Annotated in this window: 20 protein-coding genes; 11 read left to right on the top strand and 9 right to left on the bottom strand. The window is 68.2% G+C overall.

The genetic code is table 11. The features are described from left to right. Nucleotides 1-180: 180 nt before the first annotated feature. The 8 genes from LDO27_RS15975 (at nt 181) to LDO27_RS15940 (ending at nt 9088) form a co-directional block, all read left to right on the top strand. Entirely contained in the window at nt 181-1653 is a 1473-nt protein-coding gene (locus LDO27_RS15975) for an FAD-binding oxidoreductase (RefSeq protein ID WP_224042720.1), read from the top strand. Between the two features lie 7 nt (nt 1654-1660). Continuing rightward, entirely contained in the window at nt 1661-2551 is an 891-nt protein-coding gene (locus tag LDO27_RS15970) for a LysR substrate-binding domain-containing protein (protein WP_224042719.1), read from the top strand. A gap of 212 nt (nt 2552-2763) precedes the next feature. Beyond that, nucleotides 2764-4254, top strand: coding sequence for an FAD-linked oxidase C-terminal domain-containing protein (locus LDO27_RS15965; protein WP_224042718.1), 1491 nt, complete (start codon nt 2764-2766; stop codon nt 4252-4254). Between the two features lie 148 nt (nt 4255-4402). Beyond that, nucleotides 4403-5356 (top strand): ion transporter, encoded by a 954-nt coding sequence (locus LDO27_RS15960; protein WP_222208362.1) that lies wholly within the window; start codon nt 4403-4405, stop codon nt 5354-5356. Between the two features lie 34 nt (nt 5357-5390). Next, entirely contained in the window at nt 5391-6512 is a 1122-nt protein-coding gene (gene glcE / locus LDO27_RS15955) for a glycolate oxidase subunit GlcE (protein WP_224042717.1), read from the top strand. 73 nt (nt 6513-6585) lie between these two features. Further along, nucleotides 6586-7830, top strand: coding sequence for a glycolate oxidase subunit GlcF (glcF, locus tag LDO27_RS15950; protein ID WP_224042716.1), 1245 nt, complete (start codon nt 6586-6588; stop codon nt 7828-7830). A 128-nt stretch (nt 7831-7958) separates the two neighbouring features. Next, complete coding sequence (locus LDO27_RS15945) at nt 7959-8366, top strand: CidA/LrgA family protein (protein WP_224042714.1); 408 nt, start codon at nt 7959-7961, stop codon at nt 8364-8366. Further along, on the top strand, nt 8363-9088 hold the full coding sequence (locus LDO27_RS15940; protein ID WP_222208305.1) for an LrgB family protein: 726 nt from the start codon (nt 8363-8365) through the stop codon (nt 9086-9088). The genes LDO27_RS15945 and LDO27_RS15940 overlap by 4 nt, the downstream gene beginning before the upstream one ends. 13 nt (nt 9089-9101) lie before the next feature. Here LDO27_RS15940 and LDO27_RS15935 read toward each other — a convergent pair whose 3' ends face one another. Continuing rightward, the gene (locus LDO27_RS15935; RefSeq protein WP_224042713.1) at nt 9102-9857 is read right to left on the bottom strand and encodes a hypothetical protein; all 756 of its coding nucleotides are present in this window, start codon (nt 9855-9857) and stop codon (nt 9102-9104) included. A 339-nt stretch (nt 9858-10196) separates the two neighbouring features. On the opposite strand from LDO27_RS15935, the gene LDO27_RS15930 reads away from it, so the two are divergent. After that, complete coding sequence (locus LDO27_RS15930; RefSeq protein ID WP_224042711.1) at nt 10197-11669, top strand: alpha/beta hydrolase family protein; 1473 nt, start codon at nt 10197-10199, stop codon at nt 11667-11669. Between the two features lie 52 nt (nt 11670-11721). Here LDO27_RS15930 and LDO27_RS15925 read toward each other — a convergent pair whose 3' ends face one another. The 3 genes from LDO27_RS15925 to LDO27_RS15915 form a co-directional block, all read right to left on the bottom strand. Then, on the bottom strand, nt 11722-12240 hold the full coding sequence (locus tag LDO27_RS15925) for a glutathione peroxidase (protein ID WP_222208311.1): 519 nt from the start codon (nt 12238-12240) through the stop codon (nt 11722-11724). Nucleotides 12241-12320: 80 nt separating this feature from the next. After that, on the bottom strand, nt 12321-13460 hold the full coding sequence (locus tag LDO27_RS15920) for a PilT/PilU family type 4a pilus ATPase (protein WP_224042709.1): 1140 nt from the start codon (nt 13458-13460) through the stop codon (nt 12321-12323). Between the two features lie 73 nt (nt 13461-13533). Further along, nucleotides 13534-14577: a type IV pilus twitching motility protein PilT gene (locus tag LDO27_RS15915; RefSeq protein WP_222208316.1), complete on the bottom strand. Its 1044-nt coding sequence runs from the start codon at nt 14575-14577 to the stop codon at nt 13534-13536. Nucleotides 14578-14631: 54 nt separating this feature from the next. Here LDO27_RS15915 and LDO27_RS15910 point away from each other — a divergent pair, with 54 nt between their 5' ends. Both LDO27_RS15910 and proC read left to right on the top strand, forming a co-directional pair. After that, nucleotides 14632-15333: a YggS family pyridoxal phosphate-dependent enzyme gene (locus LDO27_RS15910; RefSeq protein ID WP_224042708.1), complete on the top strand. Its 702-nt coding sequence runs from the start codon at nt 14632-14634 to the stop codon at nt 15331-15333. 104 nt (nt 15334-15437) lie between these two features. Further along, a complete protein-coding gene (proC, locus tag LDO27_RS15905; protein ID WP_224042706.1) occupies nt 15438-16277 on the top strand; it encodes a pyrroline-5-carboxylate reductase in 840 nt (279 codons plus the stop codon). 7 nt (nt 16278-16284) lie between these two features. Here the strand turns inward: proC and ubiA are convergent, their stop codons facing one another. The 5 genes from ubiA to LDO27_RS15880 all read right to left on the bottom strand — a co-directional run bounded on the left by ubiA (nt 16285) and on the right by LDO27_RS15880 (nt 20817). Then, nucleotides 16285-17142, bottom strand: coding sequence for a 4-hydroxybenzoate octaprenyltransferase (gene ubiA / locus LDO27_RS15900; RefSeq protein WP_224042705.1), 858 nt, complete (start codon nt 17140-17142; stop codon nt 16285-16287). Nucleotides 17143-17239: 97 nt separating this feature from the next. After that, complete coding sequence (locus tag LDO27_RS15895; RefSeq protein ID WP_222208324.1) at nt 17240-17725, bottom strand: Dps family protein; 486 nt, start codon at nt 17723-17725, stop codon at nt 17240-17242. 110 nt (nt 17726-17835) lie between these two features. Further along, the gene (locus LDO27_RS15890; RefSeq protein WP_222208325.1) at nt 17836-18030 is read right to left on the bottom strand and encodes a hypothetical protein; all 195 of its coding nucleotides are present in this window, start codon (nt 18028-18030) and stop codon (nt 17836-17838) included. A gap of 76 nt (nt 18031-18106) precedes the next feature. After that, a complete protein-coding gene (locus LDO27_RS15885) occupies nt 18107-19558 on the bottom strand; it encodes a catalase (RefSeq protein WP_224042703.1) in 1452 nt (483 codons plus the stop codon). 311 nt (nt 19559-19869) lie between these two features. Then, nucleotides 19870-20817 carry a LysR substrate-binding domain-containing protein gene (locus LDO27_RS15880; RefSeq protein WP_222208365.1) on the bottom strand — a complete coding sequence of 316 codons (948 nt, stop codon included), beginning with the start codon at nt 20815-20817 and terminating at the stop codon, nt 19870-19872. Between the last annotated feature and the right edge of the window lie 3 nt (nt 20818-20820).

The following is a 20820-nucleotide window of genomic DNA, read 5'->3' as shown; positions in this document are numbered from 1 at the left end:
CGCCGGGCACGCGGCGTAGAATAGCGGGATGCATCGGCACGCCGGCACGGCCGCCCGCCGCCGGCCTGCGATGTTCCGCTTCGCCCGACCCACGATTCACGAATCGACAAAGGGCCGCCCTTCGCGCCATCCTGCGCCCTGCGCCGGGATCGGCCACGCGGCAGGCCCCCGGAGACCCGCATGAACCACCCCGCCGACGTGCCGGCTGCCGCCGCGCAGCCGTCCTCCACCTCGCCGCTCCCGTCCCACGCCACCGCTGCGCTGCCGGCGGAACTGGCGCGCGCGCTGCAGGACAGCTTCGGCGACCGCTTCTCGGTCTCGGCGGGCGTGCGCGAGCACCACGGCCGCGACGAATCGCCGTTTGCCCCGGCGCCGCCCGACGCGGTGGTATTCGCCCACACCACCGAGGAGGTTGCCACCGTCGCCCGGCTGTGCAACCAGTACCGCGTGCCGCTGATCCCCTACGGTGCGGGCTCGTCGCTGGAGGGGCACCTGCTGGCGGTGTCCGGCGGCATCAGCCTGGACCTGTCGCAGATGAACCACGTGGTGGCCGTCAACGCCGAGGATCTGACCGTGACGGTGCAGCCCGGCGTCACGCGCAAGCAGCTGAACCAGGAAATCAAGGATACCGGCCTGTTCTTCCCCATCGATCCGGGCGCCGACGCCTCGCTGGGCGGCATGTGCGCGACCCGCGCCTCCGGCACCAATGCCGTGCGCTACGGCACCATGCGGGAAAACGTGCTGGCGCTGACGGTCGTGACCGCCGATGGCCGCGTGATCCGCACGGGCACCCATGCCCGCAAGTCGTCGGCCGGCTATGACCTGACGCGGCTGTTCATCGGCAGCGAGGGGACGCTGGGCATCATCACCGAGGTGACCGTGCGCCTGTATCCGCAGCCCGAAGCCATTTCCGCGGCGGTCTGCGCGTTCCCGTCGATGGGTAGCGCGGTCAATGCGGTGATCGAGACCATCCAGCTTGGCGTTCCCATCGCGCGCGTCGAGTTCGTCGACGCGCTGGCGATCCGCGCCATCAACCGCCACGACAACCTGTCGCTGCCCGAGACGCCGCACCTGTTCTTCGAATTCCACGGCAGCGAGTCCGGGGTCAGGGAGCAGGCGGAGATCGTGCAGGAGACCGCGGCCGGACATGGCGGCCAGGGCTTCGAATGGGCGACCCGGCCGGAGGACCGCAGCCGGCTGTGGAACGCCCGCCATACCGCCTACTTCGCGATGCTGCAGCTCAAGCCGGGCTGCAAGTCGGTCACCACCGATGTCTGCGTGCCGATCTCGCGCCTGGCCGACTGTGTCACCGAGACGGAGCGCGACCTGATGGCGTCCGCGCTGCCCTGCCCCATCGTCGGCCACGTGGGCGACGGTAATTTCCACGTGGCGATCCTGGTCGACCCGGACAAGCCGGAGGAAATGGCGGAGGCGGAAACCATCAACCGGCGCATCGTCGAACGGGCGCTGTCGATGGGCGGCACCTGCACCGGCGAGCACGGCGTGGGCCTGCACAAGATGGCCTTCCTGATCGACGAGCATGGCGAGGACGCGCTGGACCTGATGCGCGGCATCAAGCGGGCGTTCGATCCGAACAACATCCTCAATCCGGGCAAGATCTTCGCGGCCACGCGGCCCGCGCAGCCGACGTAAGCGCGGCATGGCAGCCCTGTTCAACCGCGTCCCGCCGCTGCATCTGCTGATCGCCTTCGAAGCCGCTGCCCGCCTTGGCAGCTTCGCGCGCGCCGCCGAGGAGCTGTCGGTCACGCCCAGCGCGGTGTCGCATCGCATCAAGAACCTGGAAGAGCTCTGGGGCGAGGATCTGTTCGTGCGCGCCAACGCCGCGCTGCGGCTGACCGCGGCCGGCATGCGCTACCTGCGCAGCGTGCAGGACGCGCTCAAGTCGCTCAACGAGCTGGCCCGGCCCGAGTACAACAAGCTGCGCACGCGCCTGCGCGTGGCGATTCCCCCGACCTTCGGCAGGCAGCACCTGGTGCCGCGCCTGCCCGAGTTCACCGCGCTGTATCCGCATATCGACATCGAGCTGCACCTGGCCATTCCCTTTCTGGACGTGAAGGCCGAGGACACCGACGTGGAAATCCGCTACGGCAGCGGCCGCTACCCGGACCTGAAGACCACCCTGCTGCTGGTCGAGCCGGTCTTTCCGGCCTGCGGGCGGGAATACTACGAGCGCATCGACGGCCGCTCGATCACCCGGCCGGAACATCTTGCCAACCTGGTGCTGCTGCGCAGCCCGCTGGAGCCCTGGAAACCGTGGTTCGAGACCGCCGGGCTGGACTGGCCGGAGCCGCAGACCGGCCCGCAGTTCAACGACATCGGCCTGATGCTGGAGGCGATCGCATCGAACCAGGGCGTGGCGCTGGTGCGCCAGCGCATGGCCCGGCACTGGCTGGCGCTGGGCCAGATGGTGCGGCTGCTCGACATCGAATCGGTCTCGCCGCACGGCTACTACATCGTCGAGCGCGAGCAGGCGCCGCTCAAGCCCGAGGCGCGCTATTTCGTCGACTGGCTGCTCGGGCTGGAGTGGTAGGCAGGGCCGGCCGGCCGGCTGGTACTGGCGCCGGGCATGGTGCTAACCTGAAAGGGCCATCCCGCCGCATGAGCGTTTTTGATCGCCATGCCGCGTCGAATTCACCGCCGGCACCACGTTGGCGCGCAAACCCTGCGCTATAGTCGTCCTCCCCGTGCGCGGCCCGCGGCCCGGCCCGCCAGCCCCGCACGGTGGCCATTACAGGAGTCGCCATGAACGCCCCGCAACAGGTTCCCCTTCTCGCCGACGACGCCCGGGCGGCGTTGGTGGCAGGCTTGGCGCGCATCCTGCCGGACGCGTCCCTGCTGACCAAAACCGAAGACACCGTGCCCTACGAGTGCGACGGGCTGGCCGCCTATCGGCAGGTGCCGATGGCCGTCGTGCTGCCCGATACCGAGGAGCAGGTCTGCGCCATCCTGCGGCTGTGCCACCAGCTCGGCGTGCCTGTGGTCCCGCGTGGCGCCGGCACCAGCCTGTCCGGCGGGGCCATGCCGATCGCCAGCGGGGTCGTGCTGTCGCTGGCCAAGTTCAAGCGCATCCTGTCGGTCGATCCGCTCTCGCGCACGGCCGTGGTCCAGCCGGGCGTGCGCAACCTCGCCATCTCCGAGGCAGCGGCGCCGCACCAGCTGTACTACGCTCCCGATCCGTCGTCGCAGATCGCCTGCACCATCGGGGGCAATGTCAGCGAAAACTCGGGCGGCGTGCATTGCCTGAAGTACGGGCTGACCGTGCACAACGTGCTGCGCGTGCGCGCGGTCACGATGGAGGGCGAGGTGGTGGAGTTCGGCTCCGGCGCGCCCGACGCGCCGGGCCTGGACCTGCTGGCGGTACTGATCGGCTCGGAGGGCATGCTGGCCGTGGTGACGGAAGTCACCGTCAAGCTCATTCCCAAACCCCAGCTGGCCCAGGTCATCATGGCCAGCTTCGACGACGTCGAGCGGGGCGGCAATGCCGTGGCCGACGTGATCGCCGCGGGCATCATTCCGGCCGGGCTGGAGATGATGGACAAACCCGCGACGGCGGCGGTGGAGGAATTCGTGCGCGCCGGCTACGACCTGGACGCGGCGGCCATCCTGCTGTGCGAGTCCGACGGCACGCCGGAGGAAGTGGCCGAGGAGATCGAGCGCATGAGCGCGGTGCTGCGCGCGTCGGGCGCCACGCGCATCACCGTGTCGCAGAGCGAAGCCGAGCGGCTGCGCTTCTGGAGCGGGCGCAAGAACGCGTTTCCGGCCGCCGGCCGCATCTCGCCCGACTACTACTGCATGGACGGCACCATTCCGCGCAAGCACATCGGCACCCTGCTCAAGCGCATCGAACGGATGGAGCAGACCTACGGCCTGCGCTGCATCAACGTCTTTCACGCCGGCGACGGCAACATGCATCCGCTGATCCTGTTCGATGGCGCCGATGTCGACGAATGGCACCGCGCCGAGCTGTTCGGCGCCGACATCCTGGAGGCCTGCGTCGAACTGGGCGGCACGGTCACGGGCGAGCACGGCGTGGGCGTGGAAAAGCTCAATTCGATGTGCGTGCAGTTCTCGCCCACGGAGCGCGACATGTTTTTCGCAGTCAAGGCGGCCTTCGATCCCGCTCGGCTGCTGAACCCGGACAAGGCCATTCCCACGCTGGCGCGCTGCGCCGAGTACGGCAAGATGCATGTCAGCCGCGGCGTGCTGCCGCATCCCGAGCTGCCCCGCTTCTGATGCGCGTCGATACTGCACGCACCGGCGCCCGCGCCGCCGGGCGCCCTCTCACCGGAACCCACACCGCATGGCAGTGAACCGGCCACCAGGCCGGCCCGATGGCGGGCCGGACCTGCGCGACAAAGCCAGCAATGGCGCCCGTCACCGCATGGAGGCGGCGATACGGCAACGCCTGGGCAAGCCGGACACGGGCTGGCGCCAGCGCTGGTACACGATCATCTTCGAGGCCGACACGCGCGAGGGCCAGCTGTTCGACGTGACGCTGCTGATCGCCATCGTCACCAGCGTGATGGTGGTGATCCTGGACAGCATCCCTGGCGTGCACCGGGTGGCCGGCGCCGGCTTCACCGTGCTGGAATGGATGTTCACGCTGATGTTCACCGCGGAATACGCGATGCGCATCCTGGTGGTGCGACGGCCGCTGCGGTACGTGTTCAGCTTCTTCGGCATCATCGATTTCATCTCGATCATTCCGACGTGGCTCGCGATCTTCGTGCCCGAGCTGGCCTTCCTGATCGACGTGCGCCTGCTGCGGCTGCTGCGCGTGTTCCGCATCCTGAAGCTGACCATCTACTTCGAGGAGGCGCAGCTGCTGTACCGGGCGCTCGCCAACAGCCGGCGCAAGATCTTCGTCTTTCTCGGCACGGTATTCATCATCACCGTGATCCTGGGCACGGTGATGTATGTGGTGGAGGGCCCGCGGCACGGCTTCGACAGCATTCCCCTCAGCATGTACTGGGCGGTGGTCACGCTGACCACGACCGGCTATGGCGACATGGTGCCCCGCACGGCGCTGGGGCAGTTCATCACCTCGCTGACCATCCTGCTCGGCTACGGCATCATCGCGTTCCCGACCGGTATCGTGGGCGCCGAACTGGCGGCAAGCCTCATGAAGCGGCCATTGGTGTCGCGCACCTGCGAACGGTGCCTGTCCGAGGGCCACGATCCGGACGCCGACTACTGCAAGCACTGCGGCGCCGAGCTGCCGCCCTACCGGGGCCCGTCCGATATCCCGCGCTGGGCCGAAGGCGCGGAGTCGCCGGCGTCTCCGGCGCAATCGGCATCGGGGCCGCCATCCCCGCCGCCACCCGATCGCTCCTGAGCGCCGCGCCTCTTCACTCCCGAATCGATCTGTCATGCAAGCCACTCTCGACACCTTCCGCGACGCCATCCTGCGGGCCGGCGACAACCGCACGCCGCTGCGCCTGCGTGGCGGCGGCAGCAAGGACTTCTACGGCCAGGCGCTGGACGGCGAGGTGCTGGACACGCGTCCCTACGCCGGCATCGTCGACTACGATCCGGCGGAGCTCGTCATTACCGCGCGCTGCGGCACGCCGCTGGCCGAGATCGAAGCCACGCTGGCCGAGCGGCGCCAGATCCTGGCCTTCGACCCGCCGCACTTCGCGGGCGCCGACGGCGTGAGCCGCGCCACCTTCGGCGGCATGGTGGCCGCGGGGCTGTCCGGCCCGCGGCGGCAGTCGGCCGGCGCGCTGCGCGACTTCGTGCTGGGCGTGCGCGTGATGGATGGCCGCGGCGAGGTCATGAGCTTCGGCGGGCAAGTCATGAAGAACGTGGCCGGCTACGACGTGTCGCGGCTGATGGCAGGGTCGCTGGGCACCCTGGGTCTGATCCTGGAAGCCTCGCTCAAGGTGATGCCCGCGCCGTTCGAAGACGCCACGCTGCGCTTTCACCTGGCGCAGGGGGAGGCCATCCTGCGCATCAACCAATGGGGCGGCCAGCCGCTGCCGATCGCCGCGTCGGTGTGGCACGACGGCGCGCTGCACGTGCGGCTCTCGGGCGCGTCCGCGGCGGTGCGCGCCGCGCGGGAGCGGCTCGGCGGTCAGGCAGTGGACGAGGCCGAGGCGCAGGCGCTGTGGCGCGGATTGCGCGAGCAGTCCCACGTGTTCTTCGCACCGGCGCTGCAAGGGCGCGCGCTATGGCGCATTGCCGTGCCGCCGACCACCGCGCCGCTGGCGCTGCCGCCGGGCGACGAGCTGATCGAATGGGGTGGCGGGCAGCGCTGGTGGATGCCGCATGCCCCCGCCACCCACGGACCCGCGGCCGCGCAGGAGGCAGCCGCCGTGCGCGAGACCGCGCTCGCGGCCGGTGGCCACGCCACGCTGTTCCGCAACGGCGACAAGTCAGCCGGCGTCTTCACGCCGCTGGCCGCGCCGCTGATGGCGATCCACACCCGGCTCAAGGCCGCCTACGACCCGGCGGGCATCTTCAATCCCCGCCGCCTGTATCCCGGCCTGTAGGCGTCCACCGCACCCGAACAACGCATCGCCGCGGCCGGCACCGCGCCTCAGGCGAACCAACCCGTCCCCTATCATGCAAACGACCCTGGCCGATTTTCTGCGCGACACTCCCGATGGCGAGGAGGCCAAGTCCATCGTGGGCAAGTGCGTGCATTGCGGCTTCTGTACCGCGACCTGCCCGACCTACCAGCTGCTCGGCGACGAGCTGGACGGACCGCGCGGGCGCATCTACCTGATGAAGCAGGCCATCGAGGGCAACCCCGTGTCGGACAGCACGCGCCTGCATCTGGATCGTTGCCTGACCTGCCGCAACTGCGAATCGACCTGCCCGTCCGGGGTGCGGTACGGCCGACTGGTGGATATCGGCCGCAAGGTCGTGGACGAGCGGCTCGATGCCGCCGGCATCCGGCGGCCGCTGCGCCAGCGCGCGCTGCGCTGGGCGCTGCGCGAGGGACTGACGCGCCCGCGGTTGTTCGGCGCGGCGATGCGCGTGGGCCAGGCCGTGCGTCCGCTGCTGCCGCCGGTGCTGCGCAACAAGGTGCCGCCGCGGGTGGATGCCGGGCCGTGGCCGCAAGCCGGACAGGCGCGCAAGATGCTGCTGCTCGAAGGCTGCGTCCAGCCCTCGATGTCGCCCAATATCAACAGTGCCACGGCGCGCGTCTTCGGCCGGCTCGGCGTGCAGATGGTGGTGGCCGACGGCGCCGGCTGCTGCGGCGCCATCCGCTATCACAATGGCGACCACGACGGCGGCCTGGACAATATGCGCCGCAACGTCGACGCCTGGTGGCCCCATGTGGAGGCGGGCGCCGAGACCATCGTGATGAACGCGTCGGGCTGTGGCGTGATGGTCAAGGAGTACGGCCACCTGCTGCGCCACGATCCCCGCTACGCCGAACGGGCCGCCCGCATCTCGGCGCTGACGCTGGATGTGTCGGAAATCCTGCCGCAGTTCGCCGACCGGCTCGCGGAGCTCGCCGGCGACAGGCGGGACAGCGCCCAGCGGGTCGCCTACCACCCGCCCTGCACGCTGCAACATGGGCAGCAGATACGCGGCAACGTGGAGGCGCTGCTGACCCGCCTGGGGATCGACGTCAGGCTCTGCGCCGACAGCCATCTGTGCTGCGGGTCGGCCGGAACGTATTCGGTGCTGCAGCCCGAACTGGCCTATCAGCTGCGCGACAACAAGCTCGCCAACCTGGAGGCCACCCAACCCGAGACCATCGTGTCAGCCAATATCGGCTGCATCACGCATCTGCAAAGCGGCACGCCCACGCCCGTGGTGCACTGGGTCGAACTGGTGGACCGGATGACGGCCTAGACGGGGCGCGCCAGCGGGAATCGGTGGGCGGACGCTGCCCCGGCGCGTGGTGATTTGACGCAGCGTGACGCTGGCCTTATTGCGGCTGCGGCAGTATTGTCACGTCTCGCCATCCGTCACACCGTCGCATGCTCCAGACATTTGCCATCCTGCTGGTCTTCCAATCCATCGGCGAGGTGTTCAGCTACGCGCTGCGCCTGCCCGTGCCCGGTCCCGTCATCGGGATGATCCTGCTGTTCTGCTGGCTGGCGATCGACGATCGGCTGCTGCCGGTGATCCAGGGCACCACCTCCGAACTGCTCAAGCACCTGTCGCTGCTGTTCGTGCCGGCCGGCGTCGGCATCATGGTGCACGGCAGCCGCATCGGCGGCGAATGGCTGCCCCTGCTGGTCGCGCTCGTCCTGTCGACCTGGCTCGCCATCGCCACCACGGCGCTGGTGACGCGGGCTCTCATGCGCAAGCCGGAGCCGCCGCCGCGGGAAGGCGCGCCCGGCGCCGGGCACGAGGCGGCAAACGGTAGCGGGGGACAGGCATGATCACGCCCCGCCTCAACGAAATCTGGGTCTATCTGGCCGCCAGCCCGCTGCTGGGGCTGACCGCCACGCTGCTCGCCTACGTCTTCGCCTTCCGCATCTACCAGCGGGCGCGCTTCTCGCCGCTGGCCAATCCGGTGATGATCGCGGTCGCGCTGCTTGTTGCGGTGCTGACGGTGACGGGCACGCCGTACAAGACTTACTTCGACGGCGCGCAGTTCGTGCATTTCCTGCTGGGACCGGCCACCGTGGCGCTGGCGGTGCCGCTCTACCAGCAGCTGCCCAAGCTGCGCGCCAACGTGCTGCCGCTCCTTGGCGGCCTGCTGGCCGGCTCGATCGTCGCGGTGGTGTCCGCGGTGGGCATCGCCTGGCTGCTCGGCGCCTCCCCCGAGGTGGTGCGCTCGCTGGCGCCCAAATCGGTGACCATTCCGATCGCCATGGGCGTGGCCGAGAAGATCGGCGGCCTGCCCTCGCTGACCGCGGTGCTGGTGATGGGCACCGGCATCATCGGCGCGGTCAGCGCCACCAAGATCCTGAACCTGCTCGGCATGCGCGACTACAGCGTGCGCGGGTTCGCCACCGGGGTGGCGGCGCACGGCATCGGCACGGCGCGCGCCTTTCAGGTCAGCGAGGAGGCCGGCGCCTTTGCCGCGCTCGGCATGGGCCTGAATGGCGTGGTCACGGCGGTGCTGGTGCCGGTGCTGGCGGCCTTCATTCCGCACTGAAGTCCGCCTCGCATCATCTGGTCAGACGCTGTCCCGGCGCGGCCACGGCAGGAGGGACCGGCGGCTGCACCGCTTGCGGCGCGCGTGGCAGCACGCGCGGCTCCATCAGATCGACTTCCTGTTCGGCCATCAGGGCGGACCGTTCCGCTTCCAGCCTCGTGCGCAGCATCTGGCAGGCATCCACCGCGGCTTTCAGGCTGCAGGAGTCGGCGGCCTCGAGGGCTGCCTTCCGGTACTCCTGCAGATCGTGGTCCAGCGTGTCGATCTGCTGCGCCAGCGCGTCCAGATGCATGCCCACATGCCGGCGCCGCGCCTCTTCGTCCCAACTGCTCTGCTCCTTGACGCGCCGGCAATGGATGTCGGCGTGGTGCTGCCAGATGGTCGGCAGGTGATGAACCTCGTCCAGCACGGCGAAGGATTTGCCGTCGGTGGAGACCAGCGGATCGCCGCCCGCGCGGAACCGGACGACGGTCAGCACGGCGGGAGGACCGGGGCGCGTGAAAGCCATCGCTTCCCAGTTGTTCTTCACCGCCAGCGCCTTCAGGTCGGCGAGGCTCATGCCGGGCGTCAAGGGAGGATCGGGCTTGATCCACTTGGGCTTGTCGGCGGGAGAAGCGCCGGGATTGTGCATTTCCTTGCGCGCCGTTTCGTACCAGTTGCGCTCGGGATCGCGCGGGAACGCCTGCAACGCGGGACCGGTATCGCCGCCATATCGAGCGGGGGAAATCGGTTGAATGGGTGTGGGCTGGATCGGGGAGATGTCTGGCATGGAGAGTCCTGAAAGAAGGGACCGGACGACGATTGCCGCCAAGTTAGCACCGCCGCCGCGACGCGATGCCGGTGTGCGCGCGCAAAGCAAAAGCTGCCGACGAATTCCGAAACGGTGCTCCGCGTAGCACCGATGCCCCATTCGAACGATGCGGGATATCCCCCACCATGCGACACCGCATCGACGCCTTCATATCGCCGCACTTAACGTTACGGCCGGCCGGGCTTAGAGTGACAGCGCGATCCCCTCGCAATGCCGCCCCCTCCCCCGGGCCAGCGCCCCATGCAGCGCACCACCGGATCGCATCCGCCATCGAAAACCAAAATCACGGAGACAACGATGCATCCACACCTTGGCAAGACCACCGCGTTCGTCCTGCTGGCCGCCGCGCTGCTGCACGGCTGCGGCGGCGACGACGATGACGACGCCACGCCGCCGGTGGTCGAGCAGCCCCCGGTCGTAGAGCCGGAGGAAAAACGGGCGCAGGACGACCGCACGTTCACCGCGGACGCAACCAGGCTGCCGTTTGCCGCGCTCGCCGGCGCGCCGGATGCCGACCGCTGGTGGGGCGTGCTGGATGGCGCCGGCTACCGGATCGAGGTGCCGAAGAACTGGAACGGCAAGCTGGTGATGTACGCCCACGGCTATGCGGGCACGGTGCCCGAACTGAGCGTCTCCATGCCGAGCATCCGCCGGCATCTGCTGAACGCCGGCTATGCGTGGGCCGCGTCCAGCTATTCGAAGAACTACTACGACGTACGCGCCGGGCTGGAGGACACCAATGCGCTGGCGCTGGCCTTCCCGCGCATCGCGCTGGACAACGGCCGCGCGCTCGCGCCCCCCGGCCGCGTCTATATCGTCGGCCATTCCATGGGCGGCCATATTGCCGCCGCGGCGGTGGACGAGGAAAACATCGAGGCGGCCAACCACAAGGTGCGCTACCACGGCGCGGTGCCGATGTGCGGCGTGCTCGGCGACACCGAGCTGTTCAATTATTTCGGCGCCTACCAGACCGCGGCCCAGCAGCTCGCCGGCTTTCCCGCGAGCTCGTGGCCGGTGCCGAACTGGGCGCAGATCGCGCCGGCGGTGCAGGCCGCGCTGTTCGTGAGCTATCCCGGCGCCACCACGCCGCAGGGCGACAAGCTAAAACAGGTGGTGAAGGGATTGACCGGCGGCGAGCGGCCTCTGTTCGATATCAGCTTCGGCGGGCCGGCCGCCAGGCCGCTGCAGGACGCGGTCTGGAGCACCTTCGGCCAGGACGGCTCGGTCAACGGCATCCTGAACAAGAACGTGGTCGATACGCGCGGGATCACCTTCCAGCTCGACAACGATCCCGCGGTGTCGGCCGTCGAGCAGGCGTTCAACGACACGATCTATCGCGTGGTCCCCGCCGACGACGCGAACCGTGCCCGCCGCGACGGCGTGCGCTGGATTCCTAAGACCAATGCCCGCATCGGCGTGCCGGTGGTCACGCTCCATACGCTCGGCGACATGTACGTGCCGTTCAGCATGGAGCAGATCTACAAGCGCCGCGCGGACGCCAACGGCACCGCCAACTGGCTCGTGCAGCGCGCGATCCGCGGCATCAGCCACTGCGACTTCACGGTGGCGGAGCAGCAGACCGCGTTCGACGACATGATCAACTGGGAACAGAACGGCGTGAAGCCGGCCGGCGACGAGGTACTGGACCCGGCGGTGGTGGCCAACCCGGCCTACGGCTGCAAGTTCACCAACAACACGCTCGGTGCGGAGGAATCGCCGACCACGGCGGCGACCCGTCCGGGCGTCGCCACCGCGGCGCCCTGCTCCTGATCCGACGGCGCGCGGCGGCGGGGATCGCAGCGCTGCCGGACCGGCCCGCCGCTCAGGCGGCCGGGCCTGCCAGCAGCGCCTCGATGTCCTTCTCGATCTCCGCCGGCTTGGTCTGCGGCGCGTAGCGCTTGAACACCGTGCCGTCGCGGCGCAGCAGGAACTTGGTGAAATTCCACTTGATGGCGCCGATGCCCAGCAGCCCGGGCGCCTCGGCGGTCAGCCAGCGATACAGCGGATGGGCATTGGCGCCGTTGACGTCGATCTTCGCGAACATCGGGAATCCCACTCCGAAGCGCGTCTCGCAGAACTGGCCGATCTGCTGCGCATCGCCCGGCTCCTGCTTGCCGAACTGGTTGCACGGAAAGCCGAGCACCTCGAAGCCGCGGGCCGCGTATTTGTCGTGAAGCTGCTGCAGGCCGGCGTATTGCGGGGTGAATCCGCATTCGCTGGCGGTGTTGACGATCAGCAGCACCCTGCCTTCGAACTGCGACAGCGGCACCGGCTGCCCGGCGAGCGAACTGGCTTCGAACTGGAAAACATTGGATCTGGCGTTGGGCTTGGCGTCTTGCATGGCGACCTCCTCATCGGAGCGCAAAGCATACCGCGCCGGACGGCCTTATTGCGATGCGAGCGCGCGATCGCGCGGCGTTTTCAGACCACGTTGAGATGGTCGGTACCCGAGCCCGGCTCGGTGTCGGCGGCACGGCTGCCATGCAGCTTGATCATCAGCCGCAGGTCATTGAGCGAGTCGGCGTTGCGCAGCGCGTCCTCGTACTGGATCTTGTCCGCCTCGTACAGCTCGAACAGCGCCTGGTCGAACGAGACCATGCCCTGCTCCCGCGACTTCTTGATGACCTCCTTCAGTTCGTGGATCTCGCCCTTGAAGATCAGGTCGGCCACCAGCGGCGTGCCGATCATGATCTCGACGGCGGGCACGCGTCCCTTGCCGCCCTTGCGCGGCAGCAGGCGCTGCGAAATCATGGCCTTCAGGTTCAGCGACAGGTCGATCAGCAACTGCTGGCGCTTTTCCTCGGGGAAGAAGTTGACGATGCGGTCGATCGCCTGGTTGGCGTTGTTGGCATGCAGCGTGGCCAGGCACAGATGGCCGGTTTCCGCGTACTGCATCGCGTATTCCATAGTCTCGCGATCGCGGATCTCGCCGATCAGGATCACGTCGGGCGCCTGCCGCAGCGTGTTCTTCAGCGCCACGTGCCACGACTCGGTATCGATGCCAACTTCGCGTTGCGTGACGATGCAGTTCTGGTGCGCGTGCACGTACTCGATCGGGTCCTCGATGGTGATGATATGGCCGTAGGAGTTGGCGTTGCGATGGTCGAGCATCGCCGCCAGCGTCGTCGACTTGCCCGAGCCGGTGGCGCCGGTCACGATCACCAGGCCGCGCTTGGCCATCACGATCTCGTGCAGCGTCGGCGGCAGGTCCAGGTCGCCGACGGTCGGGATGCGCGTATTGATCGTGCGCACCACCATGCCGGCCTTGCCTTGCTGGATAAAGGCCGATACGCGGAAGCGCCCGGAAGCCGGCGTGCTGATCGCGAAATTGCATTCGCGGCTGGTCTCGAACTCGGCCATCTGCCGCTCGTTCATGATCGACCGCACCAGACCCTGCGCCTGGACCGGCGTGAGCGGCTGCTGCGAGACCGGCGTGATCTTGCCGTCCACCTTGATGGCGGGCGGAAAATCGGCGGTGATGAACAGGTCGGAGCCCCGGTTGCTCACCATCAGCGCGAGCAGGTCGCTGACGTACTTGTGGGCGGAGTCGCGGTCGAGCATGGGTTACCTCGGTGGCGCCGCGCCAGGCGGCGGATCGGCAAAGGAAGCGGCGAAGCGGCCGGATGGGCGCGGCTCAGGCCGCGATCGCGTCCGGGTTCTTGGCGACGGCGCGCGCGTCGCCGTAGCTGATCAGGCCGCGCTTGATCAGGTCGGACAGGCACTGGTCCAGCGTCTGCATGCCCAGGCCGCTGCTGGTCTGCATCATCGAGTACATCTGCGCGATCTTGTTCTCGCGGATGAGATGGCGAATGGCCGGGGTGGCGATCATGATCTCGTGCGCCGCGGTGCGGCCGTTGCCATCGCGCGTCTTCAGCAGCGTCTGCGAGATCACCGCTTCCAGCGATTCGGACAGCATGGTGCGGACCATGTCCTTTTCCTCCGGCGGGAACACATCGACCACCCGGTCGATGGTCTTGGCCGCCGAGCTGGTATGCAGCGTGCCGAAGACCAGGTGCCCGGTCTCGGCGGCGGTCAGCGCCAGCCGGATCGTCTCCAGGTCGCGCAGTTCGCCCACCAGCACCACGTCGGGATCCTCGCGCAACGCCGAGCGCAGCGCGTTGGCGAAGGAATGGGTGTGCGGGCCGAGCTCGCGCTGGTTGATCAGGCTTTTCTTGGACGTGTGGACGAACTCGATCGGGTCTTCCACCGTCAGGATGTGGCCCATGTCGTGCTCGTTGCGATGGTCCACCATTGCGGCCAGCGTGGTCGACTTGCCGGAGCCGGTCGGCCCCGTGACCAGCACCAGCCCGCGCGGCTTCATGCACAGGTCGGCGAATACCGCCGGCGCGCGCAGCTCTTCGAGCGTCAATACCTTCGAGGGAATGGTGCGGAATACCGCGGCGGCGCCGCGCTGGGTGTTATAGGCGTTGACGCGAAAGCGCGAGAGGCCCGCGATCTCGAACGAGAAATCGATTTCCAGCCGTTCCTCGTAGCCCTTGCGCTGGGTGTCGCTCATGATGTCGTACACCATGGCGTGCACATCCTTGTGCGACATCGCGGCGACGTTGATGCGCCGCATATCGCCGTGGATTCGGACCATCGGCGGCATGTCGGCCGATAGATGGAGATCGGATGCCTTGTTCTTGACGGCGAAAGCCAATAGCTGCGCGATGTCCATCTATAATGACCCCGACTTTTATTATTGATGCTTCTTATATATGTTCGCGGGATTATGTCGGTAATCGTCGCCAACTTGCAAGCCGTCAGGCGGCGTCTCGCGGCGGCGGAACAACAAGCCGGCAGGCCGCCCGGCACGGTCGCGTTGCTGGCGGTATCCAAGACGTTTTCCGCGGCCGACGTGCGCATTGCCCACGAGGCCGGACAACACGCCTTCGGCGAGAACTACGTGCAGGAAGGGGGCGACAAGATCGCGCAGCTGGCCGATCTGCGCGGCGCGTTGCAGTGGCATTTCATCGGCCCCCTGCAGAGCAACAAGACGCGCGCGGTCGCCGAGCAGTTCGACTGGGTGCATTCGGTGGACCGGCTGCGCATCGCCGAGCGGCTCTCGTCGCAGCGGCCCGCGTCGTTGCCGCCATTGCAGGTCTGCATCCAGGTCAATATCAGCGCGGAGGCCAGCAAGGGCGGCGTCGACCCCGCCCAGGTGCTGCCGCTGGCGCGCGAGATCGCGGGACTGAGCGGCGTGCGGCTGCGCGGCCTGATGGCGATTCCGGCGCCGACCGACGATCCGGTCGCGCAGCGCAAGCCCTTCGCGCGGATGCGCGAGCTGATGCGCGAACTGCGGGAGGCCGGCATCGAGGTCGATACGCTGTCGATGGGCATGTCCGACGACATGGAGGCCGCCATCGCGGAAGGGGCGACCATGGTGCGCATCGGCACCGCCATCTTCGGCGCCCGTCCCGCGGCCGCAGCCTGAGCCGTCGTTCATTGCCGCCTTTGTCGTGATGCCAGATGCGAGCGCCGCCCACGGCGCCGGACCTTCTCCTTCGTTTCCAATCCGCTAGCCAGCCAGAGACCCTCATGCTTTCTACCCTTACTTTCGGCTTCGTCGGTGGTGGCAATCTCGCCACCGCCCTGATCGGCGGCCTGATCGCGCGCGGCGTGCCGCCCGGCTCGGTGCGCGTCGCGGATCCTTTCGCGCAGGCGCGCGAGCGCCTGCAGCGCGATCTCGGCGTGCAGGTCTGCGAGGCGGCCGACGCGGCGCTGGCCGAGGCCAAGGTCATCGTGATGGCGGTCAAGCCGCAGCAGTTCCGCGAAGCGGCGGTGCAGCTGCTGCCGCGGATGCAGGCCGCCGGCGGCGACAGCCTGGTGATCAGCGTCGCGGCCGGCATCCGGCTGCAGGACATGCAGCGCTGGCTGGGCGGCCATGCCCGCGTGGTGCGCGCGATGCCCAATACCCCAGCGCTGGCGGGCATGGGCATGACGGGGATGACCGCGCCCGCCGGACTGCCGGAGACCGATCGCGCGGTGGCCACGGCGGTGGCGGAGGCAGTGGGCCAGTGCGTGTGGGTCGAGGGCGATGCGCGCATGGACGCCGTCACGGCGCTGTCGGGCAGCGGCCCGGCCTACGTTTTCTACATGATCGAGGCGATGGAAAAGGCCGGCGCGCAGCTAGGCCTGACCGCCGAACAGGGCCGCCAGCTCGCGGTGCAGACCTTCCGCGGGGCGGCGGCGCTGGCGGCGCAGTCGTCCGAGCCGGTCAGCGTGCTGCGCGAGCGGGTGACGTCCAAGGGCGGCACTACCTACGCGGCGCTGACGGTGCTGGAGCAGCAGGGCGTGGCCGACAGCTTCGTGCAGGCGATGGCCGCGGCCGCGGCGCGCGGCACGGAGATGGGCGAGGAATTCGGCCGCGAGAGCTAACCGGGCGTCAGCGCAGGGCGTACGCCAGCGCGGTGCCGGCGAACACGCAGGCACCCAGCCAGTTGTTGTGGCGGAAGGCGGCGAAGCAGCGCATCCGGTCGCGGTCGCGGATCAGCGTGTAGTGGTACAGCGCGCAGCCAAGCGCCGCGGCCAGTCCCACCCAGTACGGCCAGCCCAGCGCCAGCGCGGCGCCGGCCCAGCCCATCAGCGCCAGGAAGGCGGCGTAGCACAGCATGATCGCCGCCACGTCGAAGCGGCCGAAGGTGATGGCCGAGGTGCGCATGCCGATCAGCAGATCGTCGTCGCGGTCCACCATCGCGTAGGCGGTGTCGTAGGCCACCGCCCAGAACACGTTGGCGATGAGCATGACCCAGGCCACCGCCGGCACCTGGTCCTGCACGGCGGCGAAGGCCATCGGGATGCCGAAGCCGAAGGCGATCCCGAGATAGGCCTGCGGGATGGCGAAGAAGCGCTTGAAGAACGGATAGGTGCCGGCGATGAACACCGCGGCCACCGCCATCCATTTGGTCAGCGCGTTCAGCGGCGTGATCAGCGCGAAGGCCAGCAGCGCCAGCACCGCGGCCACCGCCAGCGCTTCCCACGGGGCGATGCGTCCGGCCGTCAGCGGGCGCTCGGCGGTGCGCTTCACATGGCGGTCGAAATCGCGGTCGGCCCAGTCGTTCATCGCGCAACCGGCCGAGCGCATCAGAAAGGTGCCGGCCACGAAAATCCAGAACACACCGCCGTCCGGTGGCCCGCCCGCGGCCATCCACAATGCCCACAGCGTGGGCCAGAGCAGCAGCAGCGTGCCGATGGGCTTGTCGATGCGCACCAGGCGCGCGTACAGGGCGAGACGTTTAAGCATGGAAGACGGTCGGGGGGCGGAAAGACAAACGCGCCGCAGTCCCGAGGGACGCGGCGCGTCGGATCGGCCGCGCGGGGCGGCCAACTTCGAGCGGGGATCAGGCCAGCAGCGAGCGCAGCATCCAGGCGGTCTTTTCGTGCGTCTGCATGCGTTGCGTCAGCAGGTCGGCGGACGGCTCGTCGCCGGCGGCGTCGATGGCCGGGAACAGCGAACGGGCGGTGCGCACCACGGCTTCCTGCCCTTCCACCAGCTTGCGGATCATCTCGGTCGCCTCGGGCACGCCCTCTTCTTCCTTGATCGACGACAGGCGCGCGTATTCGGCGTAGGTGCCCGGCGCCGGGTAGCCCAGCGCGCGGATGCGTTCGGCGATCGAGTCCACCGCCAGGGCCAGTTCGGTGTACTGCGTCTCGAACATGGTGTGCAGCGTGTTGAACATCGGGCCCGTCACGTTCCAGTGGAAGTTATGGGTCTTGAGATAGAGGGTGTAGGTATCGGCGAGCAGCTTGGACAGGCCCTCCGCGATCTTCTTGCGATCCTTGTCGTTGATGCCGATGTTCACGACCATCTCGTTCTTCTTTGCCATGGTAGATACGCTCCGTTCTGGTGGGGCCAATGCCCGGGTAGAAAGCAAAGCCGCCCCGCTGCGCGCCGGCCGGGCCGGGCGCGGTGCGGCATAGCGCTCACATTATGGCATCACCCCACGAGCCCCGACAAACCGCGCGCCGCGTGCACAAACATGGCGATCGCGCCCAGCGCCACCACCGCGAGACCGACCTCCTTGCGCCACAGCTTGTGCCTCAGGCGCGTGGCCTCGCTGGCGGGACGCTTCTCGCGTGCGTCGCGCCGCAGCTGTTTCCACTCGCTGACAAACAATTGGAGCATGGTCATGATGGTCTCCCGATGACGGTTGCCGCTTGCCGGCCGCCCGACCACCTTGTAGCACGGATGGCCGGCGGCCGGCTGATTACTTCAGTTTAAGCGCTCGCTCAACCCCTTCGCCATAGGCCGGATCCGCCTTGCGGAAGTGCTCGAGTTGCACGCTGACGATCTCCATCGGCACGCCCTGCATCGCCGCGGCGATATTGCCGAACAGACGCTCGCGCTGGCCTTCGTCGAACAGGCGGAACAGCGCGCCGGGCTGGCTGTAGTAGTCCCCGTCCTCGCGATGGTCGAAGCGGTCGGCCTGGTCGCCGACGGCCAGCGGCGGCTCGCTCGCCCGCGCGCTGGCGCCATAGGCGCCCAGCCGGTTGGGCACGTAGTTCAGCTTGCTGCCCTGGTTGCCGTCGACCCGCATCGCGCCGTCGCGGTGGAAACTGTTGTGGAACGGGCACTTGGGCGCGTTGACCGGAATCTGGTGGTGGTTCACCCCCAGCCGGTAGCGCTGCGCGTCGCCGTACGAGAACAGGCGCCCCTGCAGCATCCGGTCCGGCGAGAAGCCGATGCCCGGCACCACGTTGGACGGGTTCAGCGCGGCCTGCTCGACCTCGGCGAAGTAGTTGTCCGGATTGCGGTTCAGCTCCAGCACGCCCACATCGATCAGCGGGTAGTCCTTGTGCGGCCAGACCTTGGTCAGGTCGAACGGGTTGATGCGGTAGGTGGCCGCGTCGGCCTCGGGCATGATCTGCACGCGCAGCTTCCAGCGCGGGAAATTGCCGCGCTCGATGTTCTCGTACAGGTCGCGCTGCGCGCTCTCGCGGTCGCTGGCCACCACCGCGGCCGCTTCCTCGTTGGTCCAGTTGGCGATGCCCTGCATCGACTTGAAGTGGAACTTGACCCAGAAGCGCTCGCCCGCCTCGTTGATGAACGAGTAGGTGTGCGAGCCGAAGCCGTGCATCTGGCGGTAGTTCTGCGGCACGCCCCGGTCGCTCATCAGGATGGTGACCTGGTGCAGCGATTCGGGATGGCGCGACCAGAAGTCCCACACGGCGATGGGGTCGCGCAGGTTGGTGCGCGGGTTGCGCTTCTGGGTGTGGATGAAGTCGGGGAACTTGAGCGGGTCGCGCACGAAGAACACCGGGGTGTTGTTGCCCACCACGTCCCAGTTGCCCTCGTCGGTGTAGAACTTGACCGAGAAGCCGCGCACGTCGCGTTCGGCGTCGGCCGCGCCGCGCTCGCCGGCGACGGTGGAGAAGCGCAGGAACAGCGGGGTCTGCTTGCCGACCTGGGCGAAGATCGAGGCCTTGGTGTAGCGGGTGATGTCGTCGGTCACCGTGAAGGTGCCGAAGGCGCCCGAGCCCTTGGCATGCACGCGCCGCTCGGGGATGACCTCGCGGTCGAAGTGGGCGAGCTTTTCGAGGAACCACACGTCCTGCAGCAGCATGGGTCCGCGCGGGCCGGCGGTCAGCGAATTCTGGTTGTCGGCGACCGGGGCGCCGGCGGCGGTGGTGAGGATGTCCTTGCTGTCGTTGCTGCTCATCGTGACCTCTCTTTTGTGGTTGTCCGGGCGAAGCGGTGCGGTGCGTCAGTGGACGTTGGCGTAGCAGGCGAGGCAGTCGGCCAGATTCCGCCCGAGGTCGCGCAGATGGCTGCTCAGCGAGGGGAGGGAAAGATGGCCGTTCATGCCTGACTCCTTGGGGCGACTGACGCACACCGCGTCGATGTAGGAAGTCTAATTAACGACTATCGATCCGTGAACTTGATTATTTCTAACTATGAAATAGGCCAAAACAATGGCCGGCAATAGCCGGCCACGGTGGGATTGGGCGGACGCCAGCCCGCAGGCCGGATTCAGGCCGCTTCGGCCAGCGCCGAATCGAGCCGCCGCACGCCGGGCAGATCGCACGCCGCGATGGCGCGGCACAGCGCGTCCATGGCCGGCAGGCGCGTAAAGCTCTTGCGCCAGGCCAGTACCACGCGCCGGTCGGGCACCGGCTCGGCGAAGGGCACATAGGCCAGAAGATCGTTCTTCGGATGCATGTCCGGCACCGAGGTGCGGGGCAGCACGGTCACGCCCACGCCGCTGGCGACCATATGGCGGATCGTCTCCAGCGACGAGCCCTCGAACGTCTTCTGGATGCCGTCGGCCGCCTGCGAAAAGCGCGAGAGCTCCGGGCAGACGCCGATCACATGATCGCGGAAGCAGTGGCCGCTGCCGAGCAGCAGCATGGTCTGCAGCTTCAGTTCGTCCGGCGAGACGTTGGCGGCGGCCTCGAGCTGGTGTCCGCGCGGCACCGCGACCACGAACGGTTCGTCGTACAGCGGCCGCACGGTCAGCCCCGAGTCGGGAAACGGCTCGGCCATGATGGCGCAGTCGATCTCGCCCTGCTTGAGCAGCTCGATCAGCTTGGCGGTGTAGTTCTCCTGCAGCATCAGCGGCATCTGCGGGACCGACTGGATCATTTCCTTGACCAGCGACGGCAGCAGATACGGCCCGATGGTGTAAATCACGCCGACGCGCAGCGGGCCCGCGAGCGGATCCTTGCCCTGCTTGGCGATCTCGCGGATCGCCATGGTCTGCTCCAGCACGCGCTGGGCCTGTGCGACGATCTGCTCGCCCACGGCTGTCACCGAGACTTCCGACGTGCCGCGCTCGAAGATCTGCACGTTCAGCTCGTCTTCCAGCTTCTTGATCGCCACCGACAGCGTCGGCTGCGACACGAAGCAGGCTTCGGCGGCACGGCCGAAATGGCGCTCGCGGGCAACGGCGACGATGTACTTGAGTTCGGTGAGCGTCATGAG

The organism is Cupriavidus respiraculi, from assembly GCF_914271545.1.
Classification (GTDB): Bacteria; Pseudomonadota; Gammaproteobacteria; order Burkholderiales; family Burkholderiaceae; genus Cupriavidus; species Cupriavidus respiraculi.
This window is presented reverse-complemented; position numbering and strand designations above follow the sequence as displayed.